Annotated in this window: 23 protein-coding genes; 15 read left to right on the top strand and 8 right to left on the bottom strand. The window is 61.4% G+C overall.

The features are described 5' to 3' along the window. Positions 1 to 48: 48 nt before the first annotated feature. From A462_RS26455 to A462_RS26465, 4 genes are all read left to right on the top strand, one after another. Positions 49 to 1,350: a urate hydroxylase PuuD gene (locus tag A462_RS26455; protein WP_008432185.1), complete on the top strand. Its 1,302-nt coding sequence runs from the start codon at positions 49 to 51 to the stop codon at positions 1,348 to 1,350. Between the two features lie 196 nt (positions 1,351 to 1,546). Next, complete coding sequence (locus A462_RS26460) at positions 1,547 to 2,899, top strand: nucleobase:cation symporter-2 family protein (RefSeq protein WP_008432182.1); 1,353 nt, start codon at positions 1,547 to 1,549, stop codon at positions 2,897 to 2,899. 43 nt (positions 2,900 to 2,942) lie between these two features. Then, positions 2,943 to 3,338, top strand: a complete 396-nt coding sequence (locus tag A462_RS34200) for a hypothetical protein (protein ID WP_143495519.1) — start codon at positions 2,943 to 2,945, stop codon at positions 3,336 to 3,338. Continuing rightward, positions 3,335 to 4,120: an outer membrane protein OmpK gene (locus A462_RS26465; RefSeq protein ID WP_003209104.1), complete on the top strand. Its 786-nt coding sequence runs from the start codon at positions 3,335 to 3,337 to the stop codon at positions 4,118 to 4,120. Before A462_RS34200 ends, A462_RS26465 begins: the two co-directional genes overlap by 4 nt. A gap of 121 nt (positions 4,121 to 4,241) precedes the next feature. Here A462_RS26465 and A462_RS26470 read toward each other — a convergent pair whose 3' ends face one another. Then, positions 4,242 to 5,393: a patatin-like phospholipase family protein gene (locus tag A462_RS26470; RefSeq protein ID WP_008432180.1), complete on the bottom strand. Its 1,152-nt coding sequence runs from the start codon at positions 5,391 to 5,393 to the stop codon at positions 4,242 to 4,244. A gap of 32 nt (positions 5,394 to 5,425) precedes the next feature. After that, positions 5,426 to 6,361 (bottom strand): lipid A biosynthesis lauroyl acyltransferase, encoded by a 936-nt coding sequence (locus A462_RS26475; protein WP_003209101.1) that lies wholly within the window; start codon positions 6,359 to 6,361, stop codon positions 5,426 to 5,428. Positions 6,362 to 6,479: 118 nt separating this feature from the next. On the opposite strand from A462_RS26475, the gene minC reads away from it, so the two are divergent. The 5 genes from minC to A462_RS26500 all read left to right on the top strand — a co-directional run bounded on the left by minC (position 6,480) and on the right by A462_RS26500 (position 10,680). Continuing rightward, the gene (gene minC, locus A462_RS26480) at positions 6,480 to 7,217 is read left to right on the top strand and encodes a septum site-determining protein MinC (RefSeq protein WP_003209099.1); all 738 of its coding nucleotides are present in this window, start codon (positions 6,480 to 6,482) and stop codon (positions 7,215 to 7,217) included. 199 nt (positions 7,218 to 7,416) lie between these two features. Next, positions 7,417 to 8,229 carry a septum site-determining protein MinD gene (minD, locus tag A462_RS26485; RefSeq protein ID WP_003209098.1) on the top strand — a complete coding sequence of 271 codons (813 nt, stop codon included), beginning with the start codon at positions 7,417 to 7,419 and terminating at the stop codon, positions 8,227 to 8,229. Between the two features lie 3 nt (positions 8,230 to 8,232). Beyond that, on the top strand, positions 8,233 to 8,487 hold the full coding sequence (gene minE, locus A462_RS26490) for a cell division topological specificity factor MinE (RefSeq protein WP_003175252.1): 255 nt from the start codon (positions 8,233 to 8,235) through the stop codon (positions 8,485 to 8,487). Between the two features lie 96 nt (positions 8,488 to 8,583). Further along, on the top strand, positions 8,584 to 9,219 hold the full coding sequence (locus tag A462_RS26495) for an RluA family pseudouridine synthase (protein WP_008432172.1): 636 nt from the start codon (positions 8,584 to 8,586) through the stop codon (positions 9,217 to 9,219). 171 nt (positions 9,220 to 9,390) lie between these two features. Further along, positions 9,391 to 10,680 carry a M18 family aminopeptidase gene (locus tag A462_RS26500; protein ID WP_003209095.1) on the top strand — a complete coding sequence of 430 codons (1,290 nt, stop codon included), beginning with the start codon at positions 9,391 to 9,393 and terminating at the stop codon, positions 10,678 to 10,680. A 143-nt stretch (positions 10,681 to 10,823) separates the two neighbouring features. Here A462_RS26500 and A462_RS26505 read toward each other — a convergent pair whose 3' ends face one another. Together A462_RS26505 and moaB are read right to left on the bottom strand one after the other, a co-directional pair. Beyond that, positions 10,824 to 12,050 (bottom strand): molybdopterin molybdotransferase MoeA, encoded by a 1,227-nt coding sequence (locus tag A462_RS26505; RefSeq protein ID WP_008432170.1) that lies wholly within the window; start codon positions 12,048 to 12,050, stop codon positions 10,824 to 10,826. Beyond that, positions 12,034 to 12,573, bottom strand: a complete 540-nt coding sequence (gene moaB / locus A462_RS26510) for a molybdenum cofactor biosynthesis protein B (RefSeq protein ID WP_003209092.1) — start codon at positions 12,571 to 12,573, stop codon at positions 12,034 to 12,036. The genes A462_RS26505 and moaB overlap by 17 nt, the downstream gene beginning before the upstream one ends. A gap of 75 nt (positions 12,574 to 12,648) precedes the next feature. On the opposite strand from moaB, the gene mobA reads away from it, so the two are divergent. Continuing rightward, complete coding sequence (gene mobA / locus A462_RS26515; protein ID WP_008432167.1) at positions 12,649 to 13,251, top strand: molybdenum cofactor guanylyltransferase MobA; 603 nt, start codon at positions 12,649 to 12,651, stop codon at positions 13,249 to 13,251. 80 nt (positions 13,252 to 13,331) lie between these two features. Further along, entirely contained in the window at positions 13,332 to 13,553 is a 222-nt protein-coding gene (locus tag A462_RS26520; protein WP_003209090.1) for a YgdI/YgdR family lipoprotein, read from the top strand. 57 nt (positions 13,554 to 13,610) lie between these two features. Here the strand turns inward: A462_RS26520 and A462_RS26525 are convergent, their stop codons facing one another. From A462_RS26525 to A462_RS26535, 3 genes are all read right to left on the bottom strand, one after another. After that, complete coding sequence (locus tag A462_RS26525; protein WP_085984630.1) at positions 13,611 to 14,501, bottom strand: pseudouridine synthase; 891 nt, start codon at positions 14,499 to 14,501, stop codon at positions 13,611 to 13,613. A gap of 65 nt (positions 14,502 to 14,566) precedes the next feature. After that, the gene (locus tag A462_RS26530; RefSeq protein ID WP_003209087.1) at positions 14,567 to 14,902 is read right to left on the bottom strand and encodes a hypothetical protein; all 336 of its coding nucleotides are present in this window, start codon (positions 14,900 to 14,902) and stop codon (positions 14,567 to 14,569) included. 74 nt (positions 14,903 to 14,976) lie between these two features. Continuing rightward, positions 14,977 to 15,213, bottom strand: a complete 237-nt coding sequence (locus A462_RS26535; RefSeq protein WP_008432163.1) for a glutaredoxin family protein — start codon at positions 15,211 to 15,213, stop codon at positions 14,977 to 14,979. A gap of 141 nt (positions 15,214 to 15,354) precedes the next feature. On the opposite strand from A462_RS26535, the gene A462_RS26540 reads away from it, so the two are divergent. Further along, positions 15,355 to 17,076, top strand: coding sequence for a cation:proton antiporter (locus tag A462_RS26540; RefSeq protein ID WP_032898912.1), 1,722 nt, complete (start codon positions 15,355 to 15,357; stop codon positions 17,074 to 17,076). Here the strand turns inward: A462_RS26540 and A462_RS26545 are convergent. Then, positions 17,063 to 18,271 (bottom strand): ammonium transporter, encoded by a 1,209-nt coding sequence (locus A462_RS26545; RefSeq protein ID WP_008432160.1) that lies wholly within the window; start codon positions 18,269 to 18,271, stop codon positions 17,063 to 17,065. The two genes, A462_RS26540 and A462_RS26545, sit on opposite strands and share 14 nt — an antisense overlap. 348 nt (positions 18,272 to 18,619) lie before the next feature. Between A462_RS26545 and A462_RS26550 the strand changes: the two genes are divergently transcribed. From A462_RS26550 to A462_RS26560, 3 genes are read left to right on the top strand one after another with little or no spacing between them, the layout of a single operon-like run. Next, positions 18,620 to 18,934 (top strand): DUF883 family protein, encoded by a 315-nt coding sequence (locus A462_RS26550; RefSeq protein ID WP_003209080.1) that lies wholly within the window; start codon positions 18,620 to 18,622, stop codon positions 18,932 to 18,934. A gap of 2 nt (positions 18,935 to 18,936) precedes the next feature. Further along, the gene (locus A462_RS26555; protein WP_003209078.1) at positions 18,937 to 19,323 is read left to right on the top strand and encodes a phage holin family protein; all 387 of its coding nucleotides are present in this window, start codon (positions 18,937 to 18,939) and stop codon (positions 19,321 to 19,323) included. Next, entirely contained in the window at positions 19,320 to 19,661 is a 342-nt protein-coding gene (locus A462_RS26560; protein WP_008432159.1) for a hypothetical protein, read from the top strand. The genes A462_RS26555 and A462_RS26560 overlap by 4 nt, the downstream gene beginning before the upstream one ends. The last annotated feature ends 22 nt before the right edge of the window (positions 19,662 to 19,683 follow it).

The raw sequence follows: 19,683 nt of genomic DNA, 5'->3' as shown, positions 1-19,683 counted from the left end.
GAAGGTCTGATCACTCGACGACAGAGTGACAGGCGAGAGGTAAAGACTGTGGAAGCACATTTGATGGAATGGCTGAACCTGAGCGTGCGCTGGGTTCACATGATCACTGGCGTCGCCTGGATCGGCGCTTCGTTCTACTTCGTCTGGCTGGAAAACAACCTCAACCGCGTGAACCCCAAGGACGGCCTCGCCGGTGACTTGTGGGCGATCCACGGTGGCGGTATCTACCACCTGGAAAAATACAAACTGGCCCCGCCGACCATGCCGGACAACCTGCACTGGTTCAAATGGGAAGCCTACTTCACCTGGATGTCCGGCATCGCGCTGCTGTGCGTGGTGTTCTACGCCAACCCGACCTTGTACCTGCTGGCCCCGGGCAGCAGCCTCAGCGGTCCGGAAGGTGTGTTGCTGGGCCTCGGCTCGCTGCTGGCCGGCTGGTTCATCTACTCCTTTCTCTGCGACTCGGCACTGGGCAAGCGCCCCGCCCTGCTCGGCCTGATCCTGTTCGTGCTGTTGATTGCCGCCGCGTACGGCTTCAGCAAGGTGTTCAGCGGTCGTGGTGCGTACCTGCATGTGGGCGCCGTGATCGGCACCATCATGGTGGGCAACGTGTTCCGCATCATCATGCCGGCCCAACGTGCGCTGGTGGCGGCCATCGCCGAAAACCGCACGCCCGACCCGGCACTGCCGGCCAAGGGTTTGCTGCGTTCGCGCCACAACAACTACTTCACCTTGCCGGTGCTGTTCATCATGATCAGCAACCACTTCCCGAGCACCTACGGCAGCCAATACAACTGGCTGATCCTCGCAGGTATCGCGGTGGCGGCGGTGTTGGTGCGTCACTACTTCAACACCCGTCACAACAGCCAGAAATACGCCTGGACCTTGCCGGTGGGCGCACTGGCAATGATTTGCCTGGCCTACGTGACCGGCCCAAAACCGGTGGCGACTGCACCGGAAGTGGCCAAGGCGCCAGCGGCCATCGAGTACCAGCCGCTGCCGGAAACGGCGTTGGGTGGCGGGCTTAAACCGGCTGCTCCAGCGGCACCTGCACCGGCACCTGCCGAAGCAGCACCGGCCCAGGCCTCGATTGATTTTGACAAGGTCCACGGGGTGATCCAGGAGCGCTGCGCGGTGTGCCATTCGGCCAAGCCGACAAGCCCGCTGTTCAGCACCGCGCCGGCCGGGGTGATGTTTGATACGCCGCAGCAGATCCAGCAAATGGCCCCGCGCATCCAGGCACAGGCCGTGGCCAGCCAGATCATGCCGCTGGGCAATATCACCCAGATGACCCAGCAGGAACGGGACTTGATTGGCACCTGGATCACTCAGGGGGCGCGTACCAACTGACTGATTAACGCAGGACTAGTGTGGGAGCGGGCTTGCTCGCGAATGCGGTGTGTCATTCAACACTTCAGGTGACTGAACCACCGCGTTCGCGAGCAAGCCCGCTCCCACATGGGATCTGCGGTGTGCTTTGACGAATGAGTTCCACCCGGCAATTGAATGCCGAACAACACAACAATAAAAAGATCCGAGGTGTTGCATGTCCCAGCTAGAAACGCAGACTCCTGCCGCGCCCGCCATGGTGCGGCTGCCCCTCTTGCAACTGATTCTGGTAGGCCTGCAACACGTCTTGCTGATGTACGGTGGCGCCGTCGCCGTGCCTTTGATCATCGGCCAGGCCGCGGGCCTGAGCCGTGAAGAAATCGCCTTCCTGATCAACGCCGACCTGCTGGTGGCGGGCATCGCAACCATGGTCCAGTCCTTCGGTATCGGCCCGGTAGGCATTCGTATGCCGGTGATGATGGGCGCCAGTTTCGCCGCTGTCGGCAGCATGGTGGCCATGGCCGGCATGCCCGGCATCGGTCTGCAGGGGATCTTCGGTGCGACCATCGCCGCCGGTTTTTTCGGCATGGTGATCGCGCCGTTCATGTCCAAGGTCGTGCGCTTCTTTCCACCGCTGGTGACCGGTACCGTGATCACCGCCATTGGTCTTTCGCTGTTTCCCGTCGCGGTCAATTGGGCCGGCGGTGGCGCAGCGGCGTCCACGTTTGGCTCACCGATTTACCTGGCGATTGCCGCGCTGGTGCTGGCCACCATCCTGCTGATCAACCGTTTCATGCGCGGCTTCTGGGTGAATATCTCGGTGCTGATCGGCATGGCCCTCGGCTACGGGCTGTGCGGGATGATCGGCATGGTCGACCTCAGCGGCCTGGCGCGCGCCCCGTGGGTGCAAGTGGTGACGCCACTGCATTTCGGCATGCCCAAGTTCGAGTTGGCGCCGATCCTGTCGATGTGCCTGGTGGTGGTGATCATCTTCGTCGAGTCCACCGGGATGTTCCTCGCCCTGGGCAAGATCACCGGCCAGGACGTCACGCCGAAAATGCTCCGCCGTGGCCTGTTGTGTGACGCCGGCGCATCGTTTTTTGCCGGGTTCTTCAACACCTTCACCCACTCCTCGTTCGCGCAGAACATCGGCCTGGTGCAGATGACCGGCGTGCGCTGCCGTTCGGTGACGATCGTGGCCGGCGCGTTCCTGATTGTGCTGAGCCTGCTGCCCAAGGCCGCCTTTTTGGTAGCGTCGATTCCACCCGCAGTGCTGGGCGGCGCGGCGATTGCCATGTTCGGCATGGTGGCAGCCACCGGGATCAAGATCCTCCAGGAAGCCGACATTGCCGACCGTCGTAACCAGTTGCTGGTGGCGGTGAGTATCGGCATGGGATTGATCCCGGTGGTACGTCCCGAATTCTTTGCACAGCTGCCGCTATGGATGAGCCCGATCACTCACAGCGGCATCGCCATGGCCACGATCAGCGCGCTGTCGCTGAACCTGTTATTCAACATCCTGGGTGGCGCCGAACGCGCTGCCCCTAGCGCTCACGCACACCCACATTGATTCCTGCGTCACAACAAAAACAATAACGATCAGGGAACACACCATGTACGCCATTCACCCGGGGCCGGCCACGCGCCGTGCCCCATTCTCGCCCCGCGCGCTCTTTAACGGCGCACTTGAGCACAGGCCTGGGAGTCAGTATTCTCGGCGCCCGCTCAAATCGACTCAAAAAAAAACAGCGAATGTAAAAGCTGACTGCAAGGCCAACTTATCCCGGCCCCACGTCCGCAGCCAATGTGTGCAAAAACTCTCCGAATTCGACTGTGTTCATCACAGCCGACGGGGATTTTTTGGCTTTTTAAACACCTTGGCGCAGCTCTTGCTAAAAGCATCAAAGCTGACCGAACAGACGATTTTTGCGGCAAGCCAAAAGACGCCACACCAGAGCGTCCGCTTAGAAAAAAAACCAGAAACCTTTACCTCGGGAGCAACCGAATGAAACGTACCGTGAACAGCCTGATGCTGGCAGGATCCCTGCTGGCCGGGGGCCAGGCCATGGCCGGTGATCTGCTGCAGTGGCAGAACAACAGCCTGACTTATCTGTGGGGCAAGAACTTCACTGTTAACCCGCAGATCCAGCAAACCGTGACCTTCGAACACGCCGATGCGTGGAAGTACGGCGACAACTTCTTCTTCCTCGACCGCATCTTTTACAACGGCAAGGAAGACGGCAATGTCGGCCCGAGTACTTACTACGGTGAGTTCAGCCCACGCTTGTCGTTCGGCAAGATTTTCGACAAGGACTTGTCGTTCGGTCCGATCAAGGACGTGCTGCTGGCGTTCACTTACGAGTTCGGCGAAGGCGACAACGAGTCGTACTTGCTCGGCCCGGGCTTCGACCTGGCAATCCCTGGTTTCGACTACTTCCAGCTGAACTTCTACCAGCGCCAGACCGAAGGCAATCGCCCGGGTGACGGCGTATGGCAGATCACACCGGTGTGGTCGTACACGATCCCGGTGGGCAACTCCAATGTGCTGATCGACGGCTTCATGGACTGGGTGGTGGATAACGACAAGAACGCCCGCGGCACTTACCACGCCAACCTGCACTTCAACCCGCAGATCAAATATGACCTGGGCAAGGCGTTGCATTGGGGCGAGAAGCAGTTGTATGTCGGTATCGAATACGACTACTGGAAGAACAAGTACGGGATCCAGGACAGCGGCGCGTTCGAGACCAACCAGGACACTGCGAGCCTGTTGGTGAAGTACCACTTCTAACCAACACCGCGCCTCCATATGGGAGCTGGCTTGCCTGCGATAGCATCACTGCGGTGTAACTGAAACTGCGAGGTGCCTGCATCGCAGGCAAGCCCGCTCCCACACAAGCCCGCTCCCACATTCAGTCCGGTGTCAGGCCTAGAAACCGCTGCAACTCTTCGCGCTTGGCCAGCGCATCCCGCCTTCCCAGCTCGATCAATTCGCTGCAATACCCCGCCTCGAACAGCAGGTAGCTGAGCACACCCGCGCCACTGGTTTTGGTCGCCCCCGGCCCGCGCAGAAACAGGCGCAATGCCGCCGGCAATTCCTGGCGGTGACGTGCCGCGATTTCGTCGATTGGCTGACTGGGAGCGATCACCAATACTTCCACTGGTGCCAAACCTTGTATCGCCGCGTTGGCCGGCAACACGTGGCTGAACTGGTTCAGGCGCTCGAGCAATTCGATATCGCTTTCCAGGCTGTCGATGAACGTACTGTTGAGCATGTGCCCGCCGATCTGCGCCAACGTCGGCTCCTGGCCGGTGAAGGTGCGCGCCGGGTTCGATGGATCGTTGCCACGCGGGTTGCCACTGACCCCCACCACCAGCACGCGGCTGGCGCCCAGGTGCAACGCAGGACTGATCGGCGCCGACTGGCGCACCGCTCCGTCACCAAAATATTCCTGGCCGAGTTTGACCGGCGCAAACAGCAACGGAATCGCCGAGCTGGCCAGCAAGTGTTCAACGGTCAATTGGGTGGGAATGCCGATGCGCCGATGCCGCAACCAGGCATCGATGGTGCCGCCGCCCTGATAGAAGGTCACGGCTTGCCCGGACTCGTATCCGAACGCGGTCACCGCCACAGCATGAAGGTGTTTCTCGCGGATCGACTGCGCGATGCCTTCCAGGTGCAGTTTGTCGCGCAACAAGTCCCGCAGCGGCGAACTGTTGAGCAGCGCCACTGGCACCTGCGCCCCCATCCCCAGCAGGCTGTGGACAAGGAATCGACTGGCCTGGCTGATCACCCCGGGCCAGTCGCTGCGCAGCACCAGGTGGCTGCGAAAGCCCTGCCAGAAGGCGGTCAGGCGCTGGATGGCGGCGGTAAAGTCCATGGCGCCACTGGCCAGGCTCACTGCATTGATCGCCCCGGCCGAGGTGCCGACGATCACCGGAAACGGATTGGCCGCGCCCGGCGGCAACAGCTCGGCTATCGCCGCCAGTACCCCCACCTGATAGGCGGCCCGCGCCCCGCCGCCGGAAAGAATCAAGCCTGTGACCGGTTCAGCTGGGCGCATTGCATCACTCCATGGTGCTTGGGGACTTCAGATCAACGGCGGCGTTTTTCATACAGTTTAGGTTCACCTGGCGGCCGGCTCTTGAAGCGGCGGTGCGTCCACAGGTATTGCTCGGGGCATTCGCGCACGGAGGCTTCGACCCACTGGTTGATGCGCAGGCAATCGATCTCGTCGGTTTCACCGGGAAAGTCGGTCAGCGGCGGATGGATCACCAGGCGATAACCGCTGCCGTCGGCCAGGCGTTCCTGGGTGAACGGCACCACCAGAGCCTTGCCCAGGCGGGCGAACTTGCTGGTGGCGGTCACGGTGGCGGCCTGAATGCCGAACAATGGCACGAAGATACTTTGCTTGGCGCCGTAGTCCTGGTCCGGTGCGTACCAGATCGCACGACCGGCCCGCAGCAGCTTGAGCATGCCGCGCACGTCTTCGCGCTCTACGGCCAGGGAGTCGAGGTTGTGCCGCTCGCGGCCACGGCGCTGGACGAAATCGAACAAGGGGTTGCCGTGCTCGCGGTACATGCCGTCGATGGTGTGCTTCTGCCCGAGCAAGGCGGCGCCGATTTCCAGGGTGGTGAAATGCAGGGCCATGAGGATCACGCCCTTGCCTTCCAGTTGCGCCTGCTTGAGGTGCTCCAGCCCTTCGACATGGGCCAGGCGCGCCAGGCGCGGCTTGGACCACCACCAGCTCATGGCCATCTCGAAGAACGCGATGCCGGTGGAGGCAAAGTTTTCCTTGAGCAAATGTTTACGCTCTTTAGCGGACTTTTCCGGGAAGCACAGTTCCAGGTTTCGTGCGGCGATACGTCGACGTTCACCGGCCACCCGGTACATTCCCGCCCCCAAGGCACGGCCAATCCCCAGTAAAGCCCGGTACGGCAACTGCACAATCAGCCACAGCAAACCGAGCCCCAGCCATAACAGCCAGAAGCGCGGATGAAAAAATACAGCTCGAAAACGCGGGCGATCCATTAAAGATTCCGGTAAAGACAACGGCCGAGCATTCTACAACGGTTCGACCCGGCTTGCGGCTAGCGGATGTTCTCGTTATAAGTCTCGACACTTTTCGTGACAAGCCGCTTTGCCGACCATGAGCCAAACCGAACCGCTAGACCAAGATCCCGTGTTCCAGTTGAAAGGCAGCATGCTCGCCATTACCGTGCTGGAACTGGCCCGCAACGACCTTGATGCCCTGGACCGCCAGCTCGCCGCCAAGGTCGCCCTGGCGCCGAACTTCTTCAACAATGCACCGCTGGTGCTGGCCCTGGACAAGCTCCCGGCCGGCCAGGGCGCGGTCGACCTGCCCGGGCTGATGCGCGTGTGCCGCCAGCATGGCCTGCGCACCCTGGCGATCCGTGCCAGCCGGATCGAAGACATCGCCGCGGCAATCGCTATTGAACTGCCAGTACTGCCGCCGTCGGGTGCCCGCGAGCGTCCGCTCGACCCGTTGGTCGGCGAAGAGAAGAAAAAACCGGAGAAACCGCCGGAGCCGACGATCAAGCCGACAAAGATCATCACCTCTCCCGTACGGGGCGGGCAGCAGATTTACGCCCAGGGTGGCGACCTTGTCGTCATCGCCCCGGTCAGCCCGGGGGCGGAACTTCTCGCCGATGGAAACATCCATGTATACGGCCCCATGCGTGGTCGTGCCCTGGCCGGCATAAAAGGTGACACCAAGGCCCGTATTTTTTGCCAGCAGTTGACCGCTGAGCTAGTGTCCATCGCAGGCCAGTACAAGGTTTCGGAAGATTTGCGCCGCGATCCGCTGTGGGGGGCCGGGGTACAAGTCAGCCTGTCGGGCGATGTGTTGAACATCGTTCGTCTTTAACGGATACTGCCGCATTTTCCAAGCATCTCTGGACTCTGATAGCACAGCGAAAACGGCAAAACTTGTGTAGGAATAATTTTAAGGTGGGGTTTGCCCAGGCAAACCGTGCTTTCTCCTACAAGAGCTGCCCGCCTGCAGCGAGTGACAAGAGATGTTTTTCAGGGACTAAAAAGTCCTTTTTCCTTAGGGGTGAAACACCTTGGCCAAGATTCTCGTGGTTACATCCGGCAAGGGTGGTGTGGGTAAGACCACCACCAGCGCCGCTATCGGTACCGGCCTCGCTCTGCGCGGCCACAAGACAGTTATCGTCGACTTCGACGTCGGCTTGCGTAACCTCGACCTGATCATGGGCTGTGAACGCCGCGTGGTTTACGACTTCGTCAACGTCGTCAATGGCGAAGCCAACCTGCAACAGGCACTGATCAAGGACAAGCGCCTTGAGAACCTGTATGTACTGGCCGCCAGCCAGACCCGCGACAAAGACGCGCTGACCAAGGAAGGCGTGGGCAAGGTCCTCGCCGAACTGAAGGAAACCTTCGAATACGTGGTGTGCGATTCCCCGGCGGGTATCGAGACCGGCGCTCACCTGGCGATGTACTTCGCCGACGAAGCCATCGTCGTGACCAACCCTGAAGTCTCCTCGGTACGTGACTCGGACCGCATGCTCGGCCTGCTGGCCAGCAAGTCCCAGCGCGCCGAGAAAGGTGAAGATCCGATCAAGGAACACCTGCTGCTGACCCGCTACAACCCTGAGCGCGTCAGCAATGGCGAAATGCTCGGCGTTGAAGACGTGAAGGAAATCCTCGCCGTGACCCTGCTGGGTGTGATCCCGGAATCCCAGGCCGTCCTGAAGGCATCCAACCAAGGTGTGCCGGTGATTCTTGACGACCAGAGCGACGCCGGCCAGGCGTACAGCGATGCGGTAGATCGCTTGCTGGGCAAGACCGTGGAACATCGCTTCCTCGATGTTAAGAAGAAGGGATTCTTCGAGCGTATCTTTGGAGGCAACTAAACAATGAAATTTCTCGACTTCTTTCGCGCCAACAAAAAGCCAAGTACCGCGTCGGTAGCGAAAGAGCGTCTACAGATCATCGTGGCGCACGAACGCGGCCAACGCAGCACCCCGGATTACCTGCCAGCCCTGCAGAAGGAACTGGTGGAAGTGATCCGCAAGTACGTCAACATCGGTAACGATGACGTGCATGTCGCCCTGGAAAATGACGGCAGCTGCTCGATTCTGGAACTCAATATCACCCTGCCTGATCGTTGATCGAAAAGGCGGTCGCCACGGCGGCTCGGTTACCTGGCTCCCCTCACGGGGCCGGGTGAGCGAGCCGCCGTTGGCGTTTGTTACGAGGCTGTTTTAATGCCGTTGTCCAATGTCCATATCCTTCATCAGGACGCTGCTGTCCTGGTGGTGAACAAGCCTACCCTGCTGCTCTCGGTGCCCGGTCGCGCCGACGACAACAAGGACTGCCTGATCACCCGCCTGCAGGAAAACGGCTACCCCGAAGCCCGCATCGTCCATCGCCTGGACTGGGAAACGTCCGGGATCATCCTGCTGGCCCGAGACGCGGATACCCACCGTGAACTGTCCCGCCAGTTTCATGACCGGGAAACCGAAAAGGCCTACACCGCACTCTGCTGGGGCCAACCGGAACTGGACAGCGGCAGCATCGACTTGCCCTTGCGCTACGACCCGCCGACCAAGCCACGGCACGTGGTGGACCACGAGTTCGGCAAGAACGCGCTGACCTTCTGGAAAGTCCTGGAGCGTTGCGGCGACTGGTGCCGGGTTGAGCTGACGCCGATCACCGGCCGCTCCCATCAACTGCGCGTGCATATGCTGTCCATCGGGCATCCGTTGCTGGGCGATGGCTTGTATGCCCACGAACAGGCCTTGGCTGCCTGGCCACGGCTGTGTCTGCACGCCAGCATGCTGAGCTTCACCCATCCCCAGAGCGGCGAGCGTCTGCGCTTCGAGTGCCCCGCGCCGTTTTAAGCTGTAAACGCAATTAAAATGTGGGAGCGGGCTTGCTCGCGAATGCGGTGGATCAGTTAGCTCATTCGGCGACTGACACACCGCATTCGCGAGCAAGCCCGCTCCCACATTTGTTCTGTGCACTTATCCCGTCGGACGGTAAACTCGCGCCATTGCTGTCTGGAGCTACTTATGCGCGAAGAGTTGAACCAAGGCCTGATCGACTTCCTCAAGGCCTCCCCTACCCCGTTCCATGCCACCGCCGCCCTTGCACAGCGCCTGGAAGCGGCCGGTTTCCAGCGTCTTGACGAGCGCGAGACCTGGACCACCGAGGCCAACGGGCGCTACTACGTGACCCGCAACGACTCCTCGATCATCGCCTTCAAGCTCGGCCGCCACTCGCCCCTGCAAGGCGGCATCCGCCTGGTCGGCGCCCACACCGACAGCCCGTGCCTGCGGGTCAAGCCACAGCCTGAACTGCAACGCCAGGGCTTCTGGCAACTGGGTGTGGAAGTGTACGGCGGCGCGCTGCTGGCGCCGTGGTTCGACCGCGATCTGTCCCTGGCCGGCCGCGTCACTTTCCGCCGCGACGGCAAGGTCGAAAGCCAGCTGATCGACTTCAAGCTGCCCATCGCGATCATCCCCAACCTGGCCATTCACCTGAACCGTGAAGCCAACCAGGGTTGGGCGATCAATGCCCAGACCGAACTGCCGCCGATCCTTGCGCAGTTCGCCGGTGACGAGCGCGTAGACTTCCGCGCAGTGCTGACCGAGCAACTGGCTCGTGAACACGGGTTGAACGCTGACGTGGTGCTCGACTATGAGCTGAGCTTCTACGATACCCAGAGCGCGGCCGTGATCGGCCTCAATGGCGACTTTATCGCCGGTGCCCGCCTCGACAACCTGCTGTCGTGCTACGCCGGCCTGCAAGCCCTGCTCACCGCCGAAACCGATGAAACCTGCGTGCTGGTCTGCAACGACCACGAAGAAGTCGGCTCGTGCTCCGCCTGCGGTGCCGACGGCCCGATGCTGGAGCAGACCCTGCGTCGCCTGCTGCCCGAGGGTGATGAATTCGTACGCACTATCCAGAAGTCGCTGTTGGTGTCTGCCGACAACGCCCACGGCGTGCACCCCAACTACGCCGAGAAGCACGACGCCAACCACGGCCCGAAACTCAATGCCGGCCCGGTGATCAAGGTCAACAGCAACCAGCGCTACGCCACCAACAGCGAAACCGCCGGGTTCTTCCGCCACCTGTGCATGGCCGAAGAAGTGCCGGTGCAAAGCTTTGTGGTACGCAGCGACATGGGTTGCGGCTCGACCATCGGCCCGATCACCGCCAGCCACCTGGGCGTGCGCACCGTGGATATCGGCTTGCCGACGTTTGCGATGCACTCGATTCGCGAGCTGTGCGGCAGCCACGACCTGGCGCACCTGGTGAAGGTGTTGAGTGCGTTTTACGCGAGTCGCGACTTGCCGTAATTGCAGGATGAACACAAATCAAATGTGGGAGCGGGCTTGCTCGCGAATGCAGAGGGTCAGTCAATACATCGGGTGACTGATCCACCGCTTTCGCGAGCAAGCCCGCTCCCACATTTTGATCTTCATTGTTTGATAGATCGGGCTCAGTTCAACACTTCACTCAGCGGAATGAAGTTGACCCGGTCACCGATCTCCAGCGTCGTCCCCTCCAGCACTTCTACCAAACCTTCGGCCCACGCCGCGCTACGCAGCACACCCGAGCTCTGGTTGCGGTAGATGATCGCCTTGCCCTGCTCCAGCCGCCCGCGCAAATACTCGCGGCGATTCCCCGGCTTGGGCCAGACAAACCCCACTGGCACTTCAATGCGCAGCGGCTGCACGTCTTCCACGCCCTGGCGACGCAACAGGTAAGGCCGCGCCAGCAAGGCAAAGGTCACCAGCGTCGACGCCGGATTGCCCGGCAAACCGATCACCGGTACACCACGGAAATGCCCGAACGTCAGCGGCTTGCCCGGCTTGATTGCCAGCTTCCACAGCGCCAGCTTCCCTTCTTCCCGCAGCGCAATCCCGAGAAAATCCGCCTCCCCCACCGACACACCGCCGGTGGACAGAATCAGGTCTACCGAGCCCAATGCGCCCAGGCGTTCGCGGGTTTGTTCCAGGTCGTCCGGCAGGATCCCGGCATCCACCACTTCGCAGCCCAGGCGCTCCAGCCAGCTGCACAGCACCCGGCGATTACTGTTGTAGATCTGCCCGGGGCCCAGCGGCAGACCCGGCTCGATCAACTCGTCGCCGGTGGACAGCACAGCCACGCGGGCGCGTCGTACCACCTCCAGCCGATCACGACCCAGCGAAGCCGCCAGGCCCAACTCGATCGGGCCCAGGCGTGTACCTGCTGGCAACACCCACTCGCCCACCGTGGTTTCCTGGCCTTGGGGACGGATGTTTTGATCCACCTGCAACGCTTCGGTGAAGCTCACCCGCTGATCGGCATGGACCACGGCGTTTTCCTGCATCTCGACGCAGTCCGCGCCCTCCGGTACCGGGGCTCCGGTGAAGATCCGCGCGCAGGTACCGGCAGCCAAGGGCTCGGGTGCCGTGCCCGCAAAAATGCGCTGGCTGACTGCCAGTGGCTCACCGGTCCAGTCCGCCAGGCGCAGGGCGTATCCGTCCATGGCGCTGTTGGGCCAGGGCGGCAAGTCCAGCGTGGAGATCAACGCCTGGGCCAGCACCCGACCATCACACTCGGCCAGCGGCAACGTTTCCGGCTCGCGGATCGGCGCTGCCTCGGCCATCGCCAGCAATTGTTCGAGGGCGTCTTCCACCGGCATCAACGCGCCGGTCTTGCCCGGCTTACCCACGGGATTCACAGGGCTCGGCCTGTTTCAAATGCGGGACGAAGTTGCACGGGCGGTGACGGTTATCCAGTTGCTCGGCGAGAATCCCGTCCCAACCGGTGCGCACCGCGTTGGTGGAGCCCGGCAGGCAGCACACCAGTGTGCCGTTGGCCAGGCCGGCCAGGGCACGGGATTGCACGGTGGAGGTGCCGATATCGGCCACGGAGATTTGCCGGAACAGTTCGCCGAAACCATCCACCTGCTTATCCAGCAGGCAGCTCACCGCTTCCGGGGTGCTGTCGCGGCCGGTGAAGCCGGTGCCGCCGGTGATCAACACCACCTGCACCACGTCTTCGGCAATCCAGTGCGCCACTTGCGCACGGATTTTGTACAGATCATCTTTAAGCAAAACTCGCTCGGCCAGCAGGTGACCGGCGGCGGTCAGGCGGTCGACGAAGACCTGGCCCGAGGTGTCGGTTTCCAGGGTGCGGGTGTCGCTGACCGTCAATACAGCGATATTCAGGGGTACAAAGGGCGCATCAGCCTTGGCTTTCATGGCTCGGTCCGGTTGTCGAAGGAACAGCCCGATGTTATATCACAGCCCCCCATTTCACTGCCCGCAGGAGCCGTCATGCCAAGCCATTCTTCCCCACTGCCCTGCTCGATCCTTTTGCTGGCCGGCGGTCGTGGCCAGCGCATGGGCGGCCTCGACAAGGGCCTGCTGGACTGGCACGGGCAGCCGCTGATCGCGCACCTGCATCGCCTGGTGCGGCCGTTGACCGACGACCTGATCATCTCCTGCAATCGCAACCAGGCGCAGTACGCGGCCTACGCCGATCAATTGGTCGGCGATGACAGCCCCGACTTTCCCGGGCCACTGGCCGGCATTCGCGCAGGACTGGCGGTGGCGCAGCATGGGCATCTGCTGGTATTGCCGTGCGATGTGCCGCAGATCGATGCACGATTGCTCGCCGACCTGCGCAGTACGGCGCAGCAAAGCCCGTTGCTGCCGGTGATGGTGCGCCACGGCGATTTCTGGGAACCGCTGCTCTGCGTGATCCCCACTTCGCTGCGCGAGCCCTTCGAACGGGCCTGGGCAGCCGGCGAGCGCAGCCCGCGCCAGATCATGCAGGCGCTGGGGGCCAAGGCCCTGGATTGCCCCGCCGACGATCCGCGCCTGGCCAACCTCAATACACCGGAGTTGTTGCACCGCCCGCCCAGCGTGTCAGAATGAGCGTCGAACAAGGAACTTTGCCGACGTTGCACACGTCACAAGGTCAGTACTCAACAAAGCATTCTCTCGGAGACAAACTCATGACTCAACGGACCATCGCCGCTCTCATGCTTGCACTGGGCCTCGCTACCCTTGCCGGTTGCGCCTCGCCGACAGTGATCACCCTGAATGACGGTCGCGAAATCCAGGCCGTCGACACTCCTAAATTCGACAAGTCCACCGGCTTCTACGAATTCGAACAGCTGGATGGCAAGCGCACCCAGATCAACAAGGATCAGGTTCGCACCGTTAAAGACCTGTAAGTCTTAACGCCAGATACAAAAAAGCCCGCGTAATGCGGGCTTTTTCGTTGCTGGGGTTTACCAGTCCAGGCTGATCTCGCTGCGAAAGTCGCGCTCAAGGCCGGTGACCGGGTCGATGAAACGCACCCCCTGGGCCAGCAGCTTGAGCGGGTTGGCGTAGTCGTCCTCGGCATCCTTGATAACGTCGGGGTAGAACGGATCGTTGCAGATACTCGCGCCCAGGGCCGTCATGTGCACCCGCAACTGATGCTTCTTGCCGGTCACCGGAAACAGGCCATAGCGCCACAGGTCGCCATTTTTTTCCCGCACCTCGACCGCCGTCTCGGTGTTGCTCGCCCCCGCGCCTTCCTGCATGCGAAAGAACGGCTCGCCATCCACCAGCCGGCTTTTGTGCACCAGCGGAAAGGTCAGCCCAGGCAATGCAGGGGCAATGGCTTCGTAGAACTTGTCGATCTTGCGCGTGGGAAACAGCTGTTGATACGCCGAGCGCGTCTGGGGGTTGGCCGAAAACAGCACCAGCCCCGCGGTATGCCGATCAATGCGATGCAGCGGCACCAGCGCCGGGTTGTCGAGGCGACGGATCAAACGCCGCAACAGGGTCTGCTCGACGTATTCACCGGCAGGCGTGACCGGCAGGAAGTGCGGCTTGTCGGCTACCACCAGGTGTTCATCGGCGTACAGGATCGTCTCCTGCACCGGGATTACTTTCTCGTTCGGTACTTCGCGAAAGTAGTAGATGCACAGGCCTTCGCGGTAGGCGAGGTCCTGATTGATGGGGGTGCCATTGATGTCCAGTACCCGGCCTCGGGCGATGCGGTCCAGCCATTGCTCACGGCTGATGGCCTGGAAGTGCTCACACAGGCAATCCAGCACGGTGGCCCAGGCGCCTGGCGGCAGGTACAAGGTGCTGGCTTGGTGCTGGGCAGCGGAAAAAACGGACATGGGCAGGCTCAAGACGTGGACATACAGGCGCACATTATCCCGCATGCAGCCGGATCAGGCCCAGCACAGATTCAGGCCTTGGCCAATTCCGCGCGCAACACCGGTGACGCACTGGCCGCCTCGGTGAATTCCTTGAGCCAGCGCAGCACATCCACCGCTTCCCAGCGGCCCGGGTCGTAAAGCGCATACAGCAAGCCCTGATAACCCACCACATCCAGCTGCTTGTGATAACCCGCGCGCTGGAACAGCGCCTCGATCTCGGCAAAGCAGGTGTTGAAATGCACTTTGTTAAACGGCGTCTTGCCTTCCGTGACCAGGCCATCGAGGCGCAGCTCGTTCACCGCGTCGCGCACGACGTCGGCGGACATGCGATTGACGCTGCTTTTCAGTTGTTCAACATTCACCACGGGCGTTCCCTCTCATTCAATCGCTGTACAAACATACAGTAACCGAATAATCGGGAACTCGCCATCGCCGAGTGCTAGCTAAGAAAGTTCACTACCTGCGCTTCGTCGAACGGCCACTCCAGCTCCGCGCCCGTGTCTACCCGGCGCAGCACCGGAATCCGCAGGCCGTAGGCTTCATACAGGGCCTCGGAATCGGCGATATCCACCAACTCCACCAGCAGGCCGTGTTCGACCAACGGCATGATTTCGGCTTCGGCAATCTCACACAGATGGCAGCCCAGGGTGCCGAACAACTGACATTCAGGAAGCATGGCAAAGGGTCCGAGAAGAATCAGGCACCTATTCTAACAGCGTCGGGACACTGCAAAAGCCTGACCCAGATCAGCATGGCGTATAACTGATTCAGCGACTCTCGCGACTTTTTTCCCGTAATACCTGCAATGGAGCTGCATGTGTTTGCCAACCTGCTGATTATCCTGGCCTCCTCCCTGGTGGTGATTGCGCTGTTTCGTCGCCTGCAACTGCCGCCGGTGCTGGGCTATCTGTGTGTTGGCCTGGCCGTGGGCCCCACCGCCCTCGACTGGGTCAATGACAGCGAAGAGTTGCCAGATCTTGCCGAACTGGGTGTGGTGTTCCTGCTGTTTTCCCTGGGCCTGGAGTTTTCTCTCAACAAAATGCTCAGCCTGCGCCGGGTGGTGTTTGGCTTGGGCAGCCTGCAGGTACTGTGCTGCGGGTTGCTGCTGGGCGGTTTGCTGGCACTGTTCGGCCTGTCGCCGACGACCGCGCTGTTGCTCGGTGCTGGACTGGCACTGTCGTCCACCGCCATCGTCAGCAAGGAGCTGACCAGCCTCGGCGAAATCTTCAGCAGCCATGGCCAGAATGCGATTGGGGTATTGCTGTTCCAGGATGTAGTGGCCGTATTGCTGCTGACCCTCGTGCCAGTGTTCGCCGGTAACAGCGAGCAAGCCTGGTACTGGGCATTGCCACTGACCCTGGGCAAAACCGTGGTGCTGTTCCTTGGCCTGCTGTTGGCCAGCCGCTGGTTGCTGCCGCGTTTGTTCCGTGAGGTGGCGGCGTCCCATTCGGCCGAATTGTTCGTGCTGCTGGCACTGGTGATCGTACTGCTCACCGCCTGGCTGACCCACTTGCTGGGCCTGTCCCCGGCACTCGGTGCGTTTCTCGCCGGCATGCTGCTGGGGGAAAGCCATTACCGCCATCAGATCGAAGCCGATATCCGGCCGTTTCGCGACATCCTGCTGGGACTGTTTTTTGTCAGCATCGGCATGCTGATCGACCTGCAACTGTTCGTCAGTCATAGCCTGTTGATTCTCGGCCTGACCCTCACGCTGATGTTGATCAAAGGCTGTGTGGTCGCGCTATTGGTGCAACTGCGCGGCAGCGACGGTGAAACCGCCTGGCGCAGCGGGCTGGCGCTGGCCCAGGGCGGCGAGTTCTGTTTCGCCTTGATGGCGCAAATGCAGCAAAGCCGCCTGATGCCCGCCGACATCAGCGGCCTGCTGCTGGCTGCCACCTTCTGCTCGATGCTATTGACTCCGCTGTTGCTCAGGGCTGCACCCGCGATTGCCCTGCGCCTGCACCGCAAGCCCAACCAGCAAGTACAGCTTGAAGAGATTACGGCCCTGAATGCCGAGCTGCGCGACCACGCGGTGATCTGCGGCTACGGCCGGGTTGGCCAGTCCATCGGGCGCTTCCTGCACCGTGAACAACAGGCGTTCATTGCCCTTGATGACGACCCGGAGCGGGTCCAGGAAGCTTCTACCGAAGACAGCGCCGTGCATTACGGCGACTGCCGCCGTGGCGCCCTGCTCAGCGCGGTCGGCCTGGAACGTGCGCGCCTGGTGGTGATCGCGGTGGACAACAGCGACGTCGCCCTGACCGTGCTCAACGAAGCGCGGCGGATCAACCTGACCGTACCGATCCTGGTACGCACCCGCGACGACAGTCAGCTGGCCGAACTGAAAGCCGCCGGCGCCACTGAAGTGGTGCCCGAGTTGCTGGAGTCGAGCCTGATGCTCGCCTCCCATGCGTTGATCCTGCTGGGGTTGTCGGAGCAGCAGGTGCAAGGCCGTGTCGATGAAGTGCGCCAGAGCCGGTACCGCCTGTTACATGGCTGCAACCAGAACGAAGGGGACGCGCCCCTCAATCCTGACTGACCGCGCCAATCTTGTGGATCGACAAATCCGCGCCGTAATACTCCTCTTCCTGGCTCAAGCGCAGCCCGTAAACGCGCTTGATCACCCCATACACCAGGAACCCACCGGCCAGCGCCACCATCACACCCAGTGCGGTGCCGATCAACTGGCTGATCAGACTGACGCCGCCCAAACCGCCCAGGGCGGTCTGGCCGAAGATCCCGCAGGCAATCCCGCCCCACACGCCGCAGAGGCCGTGCAACGGCCATACACCCAGCACATCGTCGATCTTCCAGCGATCCTGGGCGGCAATGAAGAACCAGACGAACAAGCCGCCCGCCACCACGCCGGTCACCAACGCGCCCACCGGGTGCATAAGGTCGGAACCGGCACAGATCGCCACCAACCCGGCCAATGGACCGTTGTGCAAGAAGCCTGGGTCGTTACGGCCGATCACCAATGCCGCTACCGTGCCACCGACCATCGCCATCAACGAATTGACCGCCACCAACCCGCTGACCCCGGACAGGGTTTGCGCACTCATGACGTTGAAGCCGAACCAGCCGACGATCAAGATCCACGAGCCCAACGCGAGGAATGGAATGCTCGACGGCGCGAACGCCACCAGGCGCCCTTCCCGATAACGCCCCTGCCTTGGCCCCAGCAACAACACCGCCGCCAGCGCCAGCCAGCCGCCCATGGCGTGCACCACGACGCTGCCGGCAAAGTCATGGAAGCTGGCGCCGAAGGTGGCCAGCAACCAGGCTTGCAGGCCGTAGTTGCCGTTCCACACCATGCCTTCGAAAAACGGGTAGATGAAGGCTACGATCAACGCAGTGGCACACAGTTGCGGAACAAACCGTGCACGCTCGGCGATTCCCCCGGAAATGATCGCCGGGATCGCCGCCGCGAAGGTCAGCAGGAAGAAGAACTTCACCAGGCCGTAGCCGTGGTCGGCGCTGATCACCGCCGCCGGTTGCATGAAGGTCACCCCGTAGGAGATCCAATAGCCTATAAAGAAATAGGCCAGTGTGGAAATCGCGAAGTCACTGAGGATTTTCGACAGGGCATTGACCTGGTTCTTCTGGCGCACCGTGCCGACTTCCAGGAAGGCAAAGCCGGCGTGCATGGCCAGGACCATGACCGCACCAATCAGAATAAACAGCGTGTTGGAGCTGTGGACGAGGGTGTCCACCGCGCTTTGCAAATTTTCCATGGAGGATGGCAGGCCTGCACATGCAGGAAAAAGCACCAAAGCAGTTCATGACCTTCATGATGCGCACTAAATTGGCACCAGCGGTCCGACCCTCGTTTGAGGCCGTGAACCGCTTTGGCGCAGCGATCATTGAAAAAGGCAGAATCCGACAGGGTTTTTCCGCGAGTTTTAGTTATTTAGGGTAAGGTTTTTCAGGGTTTGAGCCCCAACCGCCCGGATTCAGCGCAAGGCCCCGGGCCCGCGCACCAAGGCAAAGCAAAAGCTGTACCAGACAATTGCAGTGAACCTTCACCGACACCGGTGACTCGAAACCAGAAGTAAACAGACCAGCCACTCACGGAGATAACCATGGCCAGAAAAACGGCAAAGACTGCTCAAGAAATACTGATGGCGGATTTTCAAACCCTGGTCAGCGATACCGAGAAGCTGCTGGACGACACTGCGATCCTCGCCGGTGACCAGGCTGACGAGCTTCGCAGCAAGATTCACGAAAGCCTGCTCAAGGCCCGTGAAACCCTGCAACTGACCGAGGACTCCCTGCGCGAACGCGGCCAGGCGGCGGTCACGGCCACTGAAGACTATGTGCAGGCCAACCCCTGGCAGTCCGTCGGCATTGCGGCCGGCGTGGGCTTTTTGATCGGCCTGCTGGCTACAAGGCGCTAATCATGTCTATCGGCGAATCCGGCTCGTCCACGGGCCCAAGTTCTACTTCACGGCGCCTGGGCGCGGCTGTCCTGGGTTTGCTGCACAGCCATGTCGAGCTGTTCGGCATCGAGTTGCAGGAGCAGAAAGCCCGCACCGTCAGCCTGTTGCTGTTCGCCGGCCTGGCGCTGGTGTTTGCCTTGCTGTTGCTGGTGGGTTTGTCGGCGCTGGTGATGATTCTGGTGTGGGATACCTACCGCCTGACCGGGATTATCAGCCTGTGTGTGTTCTACATACTGGCCGCAGCATTCTGCGGGTTGCGCCTGAAGGCGGCGGTGTTCGATGAGTCCACGCCGTTCCACGCCACCCTCGAAGAGCTGGCCAACGACCGGGAGCGCCTGCTGCCATGAGCATGACTGAATTGCCGCAAAACACTTCCCGGCGAGAAATGCGCAAGGCGTTGATCCGCCTGCGCATGGAAATGCACCGCCAGGAAATCCGTCACGAGTCCCAGCAACTGATGCTGCCGCTGCAAAAGGTCCGCAACATGGGCCAGAGCTGGCAGGACGGTTTTGGCATCAAGCACGCGCCGCTGTGGGGCGTGGGCGTGGTGACGCTGCTGGGGTTTCTCACCGGCAAAGGCGCCAAGGGCGGCGGAATCGGCACCATGACCCGCCTGGTGCGGCTGGGTGCCGGCCTGATCCCGCTGATCAAACTGGCCATGCAAGGTGCTTCGCGCAAAAGTTGAGCGTGCTGGCTGCATTCTTGCA

The sequence above is a fragment of the Pseudomonas sp. Ag1 genome (genome assembly GCF_000278565.1).
Taxonomy (GTDB): Bacteria; Pseudomonadota; Gammaproteobacteria; order Pseudomonadales; family Pseudomonadaceae; genus Aquipseudomonas.
This window is presented reverse-complemented; position numbering and strand designations above follow the sequence as displayed.

Coding starts and splice junctions, on each gene's coding strand:
- A462_RS26460 (WP_008432182.1), top strand. CDS start 1,547: ATGTCCCAGCTAGAAACGCAGACTCCTGCCGCGCCCGCCATGGTGCGG.
- A462_RS34200 (WP_143495519.1), top strand. CDS start 2,943: ATGTACGCCATTCACCCGGGGCCGGCCACGCGCCGTGCCCCATTCTCG.
- A462_RS26465 (WP_003209104.1), top strand. CDS start 3,335: ATGAAACGTACCGTGAACAGCCTGATGCTGGCAGGATCCCTGCTGGCC.
- A462_RS26470 (WP_008432180.1), bottom strand. CDS start 5,393: ATGCGCCCAGCTGAACCGGTCACAGGCTTGATTCTTTCCGGCGGCGGG.
- A462_RS26475 (WP_003209101.1), bottom strand. CDS start 6,361: ATGGATCGCCCGCGTTTTCGAGCTGTATTTTTTCATCCGCGCTTCTGG.
- minC (WP_003209099.1), top strand. CDS start 6,480: ATGAGCCAAACCGAACCGCTAGACCAAGATCCCGTGTTCCAGTTGAAA.
- minE (WP_003175252.1), top strand. CDS start 8,233: ATGAAATTTCTCGACTTCTTTCGCGCCAACAAAAAGCCAAGTACCGCG.
- A462_RS26495 (WP_008432172.1), top strand. CDS start 8,584: ATGCCGTTGTCCAATGTCCATATCCTTCATCAGGACGCTGCTGTCCTG.
- A462_RS26500 (WP_003209095.1), top strand. CDS start 9,391: ATGCGCGAAGAGTTGAACCAAGGCCTGATCGACTTCCTCAAGGCCTCC.
- moaB (WP_003209092.1), bottom strand. CDS start 12,573: ATGAAAGCCAAGGCTGATGCGCCCTTTGTACCCCTGAATATCGCTGTA.
- mobA (WP_008432167.1), top strand. CDS start 12,649: ATGCCAAGCCATTCTTCCCCACTGCCCTGCTCGATCCTTTTGCTGGCC.
- A462_RS26520 (WP_003209090.1), top strand. CDS start 13,332: ATGACTCAACGGACCATCGCCGCTCTCATGCTTGCACTGGGCCTCGCT.
- A462_RS26535 (WP_008432163.1), bottom strand. CDS start 15,213: ATGCTTCCTGAATGTCAGTTGTTCGGCACCCTGGGCTGCCATCTGTGT.
- A462_RS26545 (WP_008432160.1), bottom strand. CDS start 18,271: ATGGAAAATTTGCAAAGCGCGGTGGACACCCTCGTCCACAGCTCCAAC.
- A462_RS26550 (WP_003209080.1), top strand. CDS start 18,620: ATGGCCAGAAAAACGGCAAAGACTGCTCAAGAAATACTGATGGCGGAT.
- A462_RS26555 (WP_003209078.1), top strand. CDS start 18,937: ATGTCTATCGGCGAATCCGGCTCGTCCACGGGCCCAAGTTCTACTTCA.
- A462_RS26560 (WP_008432159.1), top strand. CDS start 19,320: ATGAGCATGACTGAATTGCCGCAAAACACTTCCCGGCGAGAAATGCGC.